The organism is Vibrio sp. 10N.222.46.A1, assembly GCF_041473595.1.
GTDB classification, from domain to species: domain Bacteria; phylum Pseudomonadota; class Gammaproteobacteria; order Enterobacterales; family Vibrionaceae; genus Vibrio; species Vibrio tasmaniensis_A.
Genome location: NZ_JBFRSN010000682.1, coordinates 1 through 11,062 on the forward strand (window position 1 = coordinate 1; position 11,062 = coordinate 11,062).

Annotated in this window: 8 protein-coding genes; 6 read left to right on the top strand and 2 right to left on the bottom strand. The window is 45.6% G+C overall.

The window, feature by feature from the left end; translation table 11 throughout:
* The coding region (gene recB / locus AB4496_RS18255; protein WP_372131567.1) for an exodeoxyribonuclease V subunit beta at positions 1-3,633 on the top strand (3,633 nt) is incomplete at its 5' end.
* A complete protein-coding gene (recD, locus tag AB4496_RS18260) occupies positions 3,633-5,858 on the top strand; it encodes an exodeoxyribonuclease V subunit alpha (protein ID WP_009848355.1) in 2,226 nt (741 codons plus the stop codon). The genes recB and recD, both read left to right, overlap by 1 nt.
* A 101-nt stretch (positions 5,859-5,959) precedes the next feature.
* Here recD and AB4496_RS18265 read toward each other — a convergent pair whose 3' ends face one another.
* Positions 5,960-6,151, bottom strand: coding sequence for a hypothetical protein (locus AB4496_RS18265; protein WP_009848356.1), 192 nt, complete (start codon positions 6,149-6,151; stop codon positions 5,960-5,962).
* Positions 6,152-6,429: 278 nt separating this feature from the next.
* The gene (argA, locus tag AB4496_RS18270; RefSeq protein WP_102258208.1) at positions 6,430-7,767 is read right to left on the bottom strand and encodes an amino-acid N-acetyltransferase; all 1,338 of its coding nucleotides are present in this window, start codon (positions 7,765-7,767) and stop codon (positions 6,430-6,432) included.
* Between the two features lie 146 nt (positions 7,768-7,913).
* Here argA and AB4496_RS18275 point away from each other — a divergent pair, with 146 nt between their 5' ends.
* The 4 genes from AB4496_RS18275 (at position 7,914) to csdE (ending at position 10,985) form a co-directional block, all read left to right on the top strand.
* Positions 7,914-8,402 carry a DUF2850 domain-containing protein gene (locus tag AB4496_RS18275; protein ID WP_102258207.1) on the top strand — a complete coding sequence of 163 codons (489 nt, stop codon included), beginning with the start codon at positions 7,914-7,916 and terminating at the stop codon, positions 8,400-8,402.
* Between the two features lie 81 nt (positions 8,403-8,483).
* Positions 8,484-9,596: a murein transglycosylase A gene (mltA, locus tag AB4496_RS18280; RefSeq protein WP_009848359.1), complete on the top strand. Its 1,113-nt coding sequence runs from the start codon at positions 8,484-8,486 to the stop codon at positions 9,594-9,596.
* A 113-nt stretch (positions 9,597-9,709) separates the two neighbouring features.
* Positions 9,710-10,519, top strand: a complete 810-nt coding sequence (tcdA, locus tag AB4496_RS18285) for a tRNA cyclic N6-threonylcarbamoyladenosine(37) synthase TcdA (protein WP_009848360.1) — start codon at positions 9,710-9,712, stop codon at positions 10,517-10,519.
* Positions 10,520-10,556: 37 nt separating this feature from the next.
* Positions 10,557-10,985, top strand: a complete 429-nt coding sequence (csdE, locus tag AB4496_RS18290) for a cysteine desulfurase sulfur acceptor subunit CsdE (RefSeq protein ID WP_009848361.1) — start codon at positions 10,557-10,559, stop codon at positions 10,983-10,985.
* Positions 10,986-11,062 lie beyond the last annotated feature (77 nt).

Genomic DNA, 11,062 nt, shown 5'->3' on the forward strand with positions numbered 1-11,062 from the left:
CTCGATACCATGACGTTTCCACTTCATGGCGCGCGTTTAATTGAAGCATCAGCGGGTACGGGTAAAACATTTACCATCGCTGGCTTGTACTTGCGCCTACTGCTCGGGCACGGCACGGCCGCTCCACAAGGCGACCTGACTGAAGCCACTCGACACCATGAGCCGTTAACCGTAGACCAAATCTTGGTGGTGACCTTTACTGAAGCGGCAACGGCAGAGCTGCGAGATCGTATCCGTGCTCGAATCCATGATGCACGTATCGCGTTTGCACGTGGGCAAAGTGACGATCCAGTGATTGCTCCTTTGTTACAAGCCATTGATGATCATGCTGGTGCTGCGAAAACTTTGCTTAACGCTGAAAGACAAATGGATGAGGCGGCGGTATACACCATTCACGGTTTCTGTCAGCGTATGTTGACTCAAAATGCCTTCGAGTCAGGAAGCCGTTTTGATAATGAATTTGTGACCGATGAAAGCCACCTAAAAGCACAAGTGGTCGCCGACTATTGGCGTAAGCAGTTTTACCCGCTGCCAATTCAACTGGCGGGTGAAGTGCGAAATATTTGGGGCTCTCCCGCTTCGTTATTGGCTGACGTAAATCGCTACCTGACGGGTTCTCCACTAAAGCTAACTGTGGAAGCAATGTCGGGTGACTTGCAAACTCTGCACAATCAAAACCTAGATAAAGTGAAGCAACTTAAGGCGTTGTGGTGTGAATCTGAAGCGGACTTTTTGGCTTTGATTTCAGGTTCAGATGTGAACAAGCGCAGCTACACCAAGAAGTCTTTGCCGACTTGGTTAGAAGCGGTAACAGCATGGGCGCAGAGCGACACCCATGATTACCAGTTCCCAGATAAATTAGAGAAGTTCTCTCAAGCTACTCTGATTGAAAAAACACCGAAAGGCACTGCTCCACAGCACGCTGTGTTTGAGGCTATTGAGAATTTCTTAAACTCTCCTGCAAATCTAAAAGCTCCATTGCTGGCGCATGCGATTACTCATTGTCGAACCATGTTAGCTAAGGCTAAACAGCAGAAGCAGTGGTTATCGTTTGATGATTTGCTGACCCAGTTATCCGCGTCGATTGATGTGGATGAGCAATCACTGCTGGTGGAGAGAATCCGCACCTTATACCCAGTGGCGATGATTGATGAATTCCAAGATACCGATCCGCTGCAATACAGTATTTTTAGCCGAATCTATCTCGATAATCCGCAGTGCGGCTTGTTTATGATCGGTGACCCAAAGCAGGCTATTTATGGCTTCCGTGGCGCAGATATCTTTACCTATATCAAGGCGAGAAACCAAGTTAGTGCTCACTATACGTTAGGCACTAACTGGCGTTCGAGTGCTGATATGGTCAGCGCGGTAAACCAAGTGTTTATGAATTCGGATAGCCCGTTTATCTACGACCAAGACATTCCATTTTTGCCCGTCGCAGCCAGTCCATCGGCTGACAAACGCCAATGGGTGATGAACGGAGAAACCCAGCATGCACTGACCTTTTGGCTACAAGAAGCGGAAGATAAGCCCTTACCGAAAGGCGAATATCACAAAGCCATGGCCGAGGCGACAGCGAGTCAAATTCAAACCATTCTGACCGCTTCTCAAAACCAACAAGCCTATTTTGATAACGGCAAAAAACAACATGCCGTGAATGCGGGTGATATTGCTGTCTTGGTTCGAACCGGTAGTGAAGGTCGCCTGATTAAGAACGCGTTGTCGGAACAAGGCATTGCGAGTGTGTATTTGTCTAACCGAGATAGCGTGTTCACCAGCTTGGTTGCACAAGATATTCAACGTTTGTTGCAGGCGGTGCTGACACCTGAAAATGACCGAGCATTACGTGCCAGTTTAGCGTCGGAATTGTTTGCTCTGGATGCCGCATCATTGGATGAACTCAACAACGATGAAGTGGTGTGGGAAAACGTCGTTAACGAGTTTAGAGAATATCGTAAGTTGTGGCTGCAACGTGGCGTATTACCAATGCTTCGCAGCGTGATCAGTAAACGACATCTCGCGGAACGCTTACTGGAAGAAGAAAATGGTGAGCGCTCACTCACTGATTTGATGCACATTGGCGAACTGTTGCAACAAGCTAGGCAGGAGCTCGACAGCGACTATGGTTTGTTACGTTGGCTAGCAGAAGCGATATCAGATGCGCAAAATGGTTTAGGTGGCAGTGAAGATGACATTCAACGCCTTGAATCAGAGAGAAACTTAGTTCAAATCGTCACTATTCATAAATCGAAAGGTTTGGAATATGACCTAGTATTCCTGCCGTTCGTGGCGAGTTATCGTGAAGCGAGTGAAGGTAAGTTCTACGATCACGACTCAGATACTACAGTGCTTGATATTACGGGCAGTGATAGTGCCTTAGCGCAAGCCGATAAAGAGCGATTGGCGGAAGACTTACGTTTGATTTATGTGGCGCTTACTCGTGCGGTTTATGGATGTTTCATTGGCATGGCACCGCTACGTAAAGGGCGTTCAACCAAAGAGCCGACCGGCGTTCATTTGAGTGCCATGGGCTACTTGGTTCAAAACGGACAAGAGCAAGGTATTGCTGAGTTGAATCAAGCTTTGTCAGCGATTGAGGGTAAGAATTCAAGCGTATTACTGTCTGAAACTCCGACTGCTCACGAGCACGTTTTTGTACAGACAGAGCAAGTGAGTGAAGACTTACATGCAAGTGAACTTAAAGCTTCAATTGACCGAGCTTGGCGAATCACCAGTTACTCGGGGCTTGTAAAACAAGGCAGTCACGGCTCAAGTCATGACGCGACTATTGAGGTGTCTGGTTTCGATATTGACTCGGCTGATGAACAAGACGAGTCGGAATTGATTGAACCTGAACGTTCTATATTCACCTTCCCTCGTGGCGCTCGTCCAGGTACCTTCTTACATACCTTGTTTGAGGATGTTGAATTTACCGAGCCAGCAACCAGCGAACATAACACGCAAGTAATCACTCACCTATTAGAGTCAGAGCAATACGAACTAGAGTGGTTACCTGTGCTTCAACAACTGGTCGATACGGTGCTGAACACCGCGCTGGATGGTAAGAACTTAAAGCTAAGCGAGAAAGACTCAACGCAACGCTTAGTTGAGATGGAATTCTTACTACCGATCGAAGTGCTTGCCGCATCGGAATTGAATCAAACCATTCAATATCATGACCCGTTGTCGGCTAAAGCGGGCGACCTAGGTTTCCAAACCGTGCAAGGCATGTTGAAAGGCTTCATCGATTTGGTGTTCGAGCACCAAGGTAAATACTATGTGCTCGACTGGAAATCGAACCATTTAGGTGATGACGTTGCCGTCTACCATGGAGAAGCATTAAAATCGGCGATGGCAGACCACCGCTACGATCTGCAATATCAAATCTATGCGTTGGCATTACATCGCTTCTTACGCAGCCGTGTTGCGGATTACAGTTATGAACAACATTTCGGTGGCGTTTATTACTTGTTTTTAAGAGGAATGGACGGCCAATCTCAACAAGGTATTTTCTCGGCGAAACCTACATTGGCTTTGCTCGATGAAATGGATCAATTGATTGACGGTAAAGTGATAGACAGACGTTCAGCGCAATTGAATGACGATGAAACTGGACAGATGGGGCTTCTATAATGACAACGACGACCACTAATACCAGCATAGAAACAGCGAATTCTGTAAAGCCAGTTTCACTTATCCCTGAGCAGCTCATGGATGTACTCAAGTTCCTTGCGGATAAGGGCTCGATTCGTCAGTTGGATTATCAATTTGCCCGTTTTATTGCGCAGCAAGCGACGAGTCACTCTCAAGAGATCGGTTTTCTCGCTGGGTTGGTGAGCCATGAGTTGGGCAAGGGGCATATTTGTACTCAGCTTATACAGCAGCATACGGCAGGCCATGAGCAAACGGCGGATCTTGCTCAGTTACTTGGTTTGTATGGTGAGACGGCACTGCAACTGAACCAAAAATTGCTAGGTATTGATTGGGCTACTGTTCTGCAATCATCTAACTTAGTGGGTACGACCAATGATTGTGTTAAGCCGCTGATGTTTGATGGACAGCGTGTCTACTTACAGCGTTATTGGAACTACGAAGTTGTGTTGGCTGAGACCTTAAACCGTTTAAGTAAGCCAGTAGAGTTCAACTCTGAGCAGAAAAAAGCGCTAACCGAAACGTTGAATCAGTTATTCGCACGCAGTTACCATTTTCTGTTTAATGCCTTAGCCAAGGCTGAAGCAAACCAACAAACGTCTCAGGTATTACGCCAACAACTGGTGTGTGACCATCTAGATATTGTCGACGAACATGTTTTGGATTGGGGTGCGATAGACCAAGTGATTGTTCAAGCCAAGCAAGTGACAGATTTAGATGCGCTGGATAGCCTCGTGCCGTTATCTGTCTGTTTGAATTGGCAAAAGGTCGCGGCAGCGGTGGCGTTAAGTCGACGTTTTGCTGTTATTTCTGGCGGACCGGGCACCGGTAAAACGACCACGGTAACTAAGTTACTTTCGGCTATGGTCGAGCAATCGCTAAGCCAAGGTAAAACACCGACGATCAAGCTAGTGGCACCGACAGGTAAAGCGGCAGCACGTTTAACTGAGTCGATTGGTAAAGCGATTGAGCAGCTGCCATTAGCACCTGAGGTAAAGGCCAACATACCGACTGAATCCAGTACTTTACATAGGTTACTCGGCGCGATTCCTAATCGAGCGGAATTTAGACATAACCGACGTAATCCACTTCACCTTGATATCTTGGTAGTGGATGAAGCATCGATGGTCGACTTATCCATGATGTATAAGCTGGTGGATGCACTCCCTGAACACGCAAGGTTGATTCTGCTTGGTGATAAAGACCAGCTCGCTTCAGTAGAGGCAGGTGCTGTGTTGGGTGATATCTGCTCGTTTAACTCTACAGGCTACAGCACAGCGCAAGGTAACTTGATTGCTGAAATGACAGGCTTTGATGCGATAGCTAAACCAAGACAAGTCAAAACAGGATCGATTAACCCTCCTGCGATTGCAGATAGCTTGTGTATGCTGCAGAAGAGTTACCGTTTTGATGCACGTTCAGGTATCGGGCAGTTGGCAAAGGCGATCAATAACGGCTCTGCAAATCAAGTAGATCAAGTGTTCGGCAAAGGGTTTGAGGATATCGAAAATCATCCCCTGTCGAGTGACAGCTATAATTTGATGCTACGTACTTTAGTCAATGAATATGGTGCGTATCTGAACCGAATGAATGTGCCATTGGAAGAGCTAGAAACTCAAGAAGCGAGAGCGAAATCGGTTCTCGATTTGTTTAGCCAGTGTCGATTACTGTGTTCTATTCGTGAAGGGGATTTTGGTGTTAAAGGCCTCAACCACAGAATCGAAAGGGCGCTTGCCGCAAGACGTTTGGTGAGCCCTCATAATGATGAACTGTGGTATCACGGGCGACCAGTCATGGTGACGCGTAATGATCATGGTTTAGGTTTGTACAATGGTGATATTGGTATCTGTATGCTCGAAGCCGATTCAACGACTTTAGAGTCAAATAGTGCGAATTCCACACCTAGACTGAAGGTGTATTTTGAGTTGCCCGATGGCAGTGTGAAAGCCGTGCTTCCAAGCAGAGTCCCCGATCATGAGACCGCTTATGCGATGACGATACACAAATCTCAAGGCAGTGAGTTTGATCTGACCTTAATGATCTTACCGCCAGACTTCAGCCCTATTTTAACGCGAGAGCTTATCTATACCGGTATTACACGTGCTAAGAAACGACTGATGATGCTCAGCGACACAAATGTGTTGAAGCGTGGGATTAAGGTGAAAACAGAGCGAGTGAGTGGTTTAGGAAGTCGATTAACTAACTGACGGTCAGTGGTTTTAGTGGAGGTGTTGCTGGAAGTAAAACTACGAAATAGCAGGGTAAATCGTATACACAAAGCAACCATCCGTGGTTGCTCTGAACGCTATCAGGAATCAGTACCCAAAAACGCTCGAGTAAACGATATATGGTTTATCTTGTATTTTGGTTGGCAATTCAAAATAAACTCTTTTAGATTTTCGCTCACAGGGAACACGCAGTGTACGTCTAACCCTTCTAAGAATTGGTTATCAGCCATATCCCAAAAACTTTGCAGCGAGTTACAAACAATGGTTCTCATATCAATGTTGCTCTTTTGCTGTTTATATTAACGAGCAGACTGACTACTAGCATGCTGATCGTTAACGGGTATAGCAATCCGTGCAGTGACCACCTAAATGTCATAGGTTAAACATTCGGCGGCATTCCAATAAAAACGCTTGTCGATATTCATAAAGCGTGCAAATTCTATACAATTATAGCTGTGAATGAAAGTGCATATTTAATAAATATCACATGAGAAACGATTACATTTGCAATGAATTCCTCATAAAAGTGAGATTTTACTCCAAATTTAATTTACACATTTAACGCTAAGATCTTGGAATTCCTTTGATAGTTGTACAGACCTTGCTTTTCCATTGGTAATTCATCAACAGTAATCTCATAAAAACCCTGTTCACGGAACCAATGAAGGCTGTGTGTGGTAAGAACAAAGATTTGGTCGATATCACGAGATTTGGACTGATGACGCATGTAATCAAGCAGTAACTGCCCACGGTTTCCATCTCGGTAGTCAGGGTGAATTGCCACGCAGGCCATCTCTGCCATGTGATCTTCTGGATAAGCGTACAGCGCAGCGCAACCAATGATCAGACCGTCTTTTTCGATGATAGTAAAACGATGGACTTCTTGTTCTAACTGCTCTCTTGAGCGACGAACAAGAATGCCTTGTTCTTCAAGAGGGCGAATGAGGTCAAAGATACCACCGATGTCATCAATCTGAGCTTGTCTGACTTGTTCGGCACTCGCCATGACCACTTGGGTTCCAATACCATCAAAAGAGAATAGCTCTTGGATCAATGCGCCATCGACTTTGTAGCTGATCAAGTGACAACGAGGCACGCCTGCTCGGCAAGCGGAGATCGCTCCTTTCAAGAAGCGCAGTGTTCCGGTGCTCATGTCTTCGGCGGGGTTCTGGGATTCCGTTAAGCGTTCAAGAATTTGCTTGGCGTCTTTAGGGAAGAGTTCGGCGAGTACATTACCGTTTTGATCAGTCACCCCTTGCTCAGAACAAAAGCCAATCAGTTTGTCGGCTTTCAAACGGATAGCAACTTGTGTCGCGACCTCTTCCGAAAGCAGGTTAAAGCTTTCGCCAGTGACTGAACTGGCAATAGGCCCAAGAAGGACGATGGAACCTTGGTCAAGGGTGCGATTGATCCCTTCGATGTCTATTCGACGAATGCGTCCGCTGTGGCAGTAATCTGTGCCATCATCGACGCCTAAGGGTTGAGCGGTAATAAAGTTACCGCTCATGACGTTCAGTTGAGTGCCCGCCATTGGAGTGTTGTTCAAACTCATTGAAAGGCGAGCGGTGATCGCAAGTTGCAGTTGTCCAGCCGCCTGCATTGCAACACCTAAAGAATATTCATCTGTGACTCTAATATTTTTATGGTAAGGCGTATGGCAGTCTTGCTTCTCTAACAGTTGGTTGATCTGTGGTCTTGCCCCATGAACGAGAACAATCTTAACCCCAAGGCTATGAAGCAGGGCTATATCACTAATAATATTGCCAAAGTTTCTATCGGCAACGGCTTCACCTCCCAACATAATCACCATGGTTTTACCACGGTGAGCATTTACATAAGGGGTCGATTGCCTAAAGCCTTTGACTAGCGCTGTACTTCTTAATTTCACAGAATAAGTCTTCCTTGTTTATTTATTCGATAATTTAGCATTTAAATTCAAATCTGAACAACAACTTTTTGGAATGAAGCGCAAACTATTCTCATCTAGGCTTCGTTTTATAAACTGTCTCAGTGTACAATGCGTACAGCATCCTTATGAGTCGTAAACGAATGCAAAAAAATCCAGTAAGAAAGAGTAAGATTGATGAGCTCGCAAAAGGTCTCTACAGTGGAGCAGAGCAGCGCAACAAACCTAAATTGAGACGTAAGCTCATTGAACGCAGTTTAATGGTTTTAGCTTTGGTGGGTTCGTTTGCCGTCGCTTCCTTGTTCGCCGATGTGTTTTATAGAGTGCAAGATGCGATAACACCTAATAGTCAAATATATGGAACTTGGGTCGAGCAAGCTGTCGCTCGTTATGCTGCGGACGAGTTTGTGCTGAGTGAAAATGGTGTGTCAGTACGAGGCTCTGTTGTGTCGACTCATTTTGATTTTGATGGCAAGTACTTCGAATATAAGGCAGGTAATAAAACGTATCACTTTCGCCTAACGAATTCTGATAAAACAGAAATGATGCTTGTATCGGATAATCACTATAATCCAGTCTTTCGCCTCAAAGGTTATATCGATAACTCAGTTCGATAGGTTATCTTACTGTAAACATTTACAATCTAAGATTGTGTTATCTGATCGTTTTTGTCATCCTCGATGCATAGAATATTTAGGATGACTCTTGTGATTAAAAAATGGCTTCCCCTTGTTGCTGCCTCTTTCTTATTTGGCTGTGCTCAACCCACTGATCTTGCCCAACAACACCTTGATGGTGAATTTCCCCGAACCTTAAATAAGGTCGATTTGGTTGAATCTAATAAACCAAGAGACTTCACCGCATTTGCAGAGCAAGCTGAGATGGTGGTTTCTAAATCCCCTTCGATGGCTAAAATCTATGAGCCGCTTTATCAGCAACTCAATGAATGGGCGGTGCTGAGTGGAGAGCCGAGCGAGCTAGCGAATTTTGGTGTTCAAACTGCTCAATTAGGTGGTGGTGATAAACAAGGTAATGTTTTATTCACGGGTTACTTTTCTCCTGTAATGGAACTGCGACATGAAGCAAACGAAGAATACCGATTCCCTGTTTATGGGCTTCCAGAGTGTGATAAAGAGTGTCCAACACGCGAAGAGATCTACAACGGTGCATTAGAAGGCCAAGGTCTTGAGTTAGGTTATTCAGCAAACCGTATCGACCCATTTATGATGGAAGTACAGGGCAGCGGCTTTGTGCATTTCGGAGATGATGACACGCTGCAGTATTTTGCATACGCGGGTAAGAACAATAAAGCTTACGTGAGTATTGGCCGTGTTTTGATCGAAAGAGGTTTAGTGCCACGCGAAAAAATGTCATTGAAAGCTATCAAAGAGTGGGTCTTGGCAAACGATCCTGAAGTGGTAAAAGAACTGCTTGAGCAAAACCCATCTTTCGTCTTCTTTAGCGCGAGAGATGATCTATCCGTAATGGGAAGTGCTGGCATTCCTTTATTACCGATGGCGGCGGTAGCGGGCGATCGCTCTATCTTACCAATGGGAACACCTATCCTGGCTGAGGTTCCGTTACTGAATGCTGATGGTACTTGGAGCGGCGCGCACCAACTAAGACTACTATTGGTTTTAGATACCGGTGGTGCGGTTAAGCAAAACCATTTGGACCTCTACCATGGTATGGGCCCACGAGCAGGAACTGAAGCGGGTCATTACAAGCATTTTGGTCGGGTGTGGAAGCTGGGTCTAGATGGCAGCGCAACCGAAGCGCCTTGGGCTTTGCCTCCTGAAAAGGTCGAGTAAACAACAATAAAATGGGGCATTGAAAGCGAATCGCTAATCCCCTAGACTTTTAATTCAAGAGTGCGTATAAAACGCACTCTTTTCTTTTTCTCAGAAATAAATTGGCGGCAACAATGCGTGAATTGACCACTCCAGCTTCAGAAAACTATGACCAACGATTTGGTGGCACTCGTCGCCTGTATGGCAATAGTGAAGTCGACATACTTAGAGCAGCACACGTGTGTGTGATCGGTATTGGCGGTGTCGGTTCATGGGCGGTTGAAGCGCTTGCTCGTACTGGTTTAGGTGAGCTGACATTGATCGATATGGATGATGTGTGCGTGACGAACATCAACCGTCAGATCCACGCTATGTCGGGTACGGTTGGCAAGAGCAAAATCGAAGTGATGGCAGAGCGCGTTAAGCTGATTAACCCTGAGTGTAAAGTGAACCTGATTGATGACTTTATCGGGCCAGATAATCAGGCTGAATACCTATCGAAAGAGTTCGACTTTGTGCTCGATGCGATTGATAGCATGAAAGCTAAGGCTTCGCTGTTGGCGTATTGCCGTAGCAACAAAATTAAAGTGATCACCACCGGTGGCGCGGGTGGACAAATCGATCCGACTCAAATCAAAGTGGCTGATCTGACTAAAACGATTCAAGATCCGTTAGCGAAGAAATTGAAAGACACATTGCGTCGTCATCATAATTTCCCTAAGAATCCAGCGCGTAAGTTTGGTATCGATTGTGTGTTCTCGACTGAGCAACTTAAATACCCTCAAGCCGACGGCAGTGTATGTGCTGCGAAAGCAACCGCAGAAGGTCCAAAACGCATGGATTGTGCGACGGGTTTTGGTGCAGCAACGGTTGTCACGGCTACCTTTGGTTTTGTGGCGGTTTCACGTATCGTAGAAAAGATCGTTCAAAAGCACGCTAAGTAACGTCTTCTTCTCAATTAACAATCGACTGGATATTAAAATGACCACATTCCCAAGCTTTCCATTCGGCAAAGAAATTACCAGTGATGATATTGTCGCAAAAATGCAGACTTTCAGCGGCTGGGAAGATCGTTATCGCCAGGTGATTCAGTGGGGTAAGAAACTGCCTAGCATGCCTGATGAACTGAAAAGTGAACAGGTTGTCGTATCTGGTTGTGAAAGCCAAGTGTGGTTGGTTTCTCAAAATATCGACGGTGTTTGGCGCTTTTGTGCTGATTCTGATGCGCGTATCGTTCGCGGTCTGATTGCATTAGTGATGGCTGCGTATGATGGAAAAACATCAGAGCAGATTCAAGCGTTCGATATCGATGGATACTTTGAACAAATCGGTTTAATTACCCATCTAAGCCCATCTCGCGGCAATGGATTAAAAGCGATTGTTGCTCAAATCCAAGAGCTAAGTGCTTAACATTTCTTAGATACACAGAAACAAAAAGGGTTGACGCTAAACGCCAACCCTACATAATTTCGCTACTCGCTACTCGC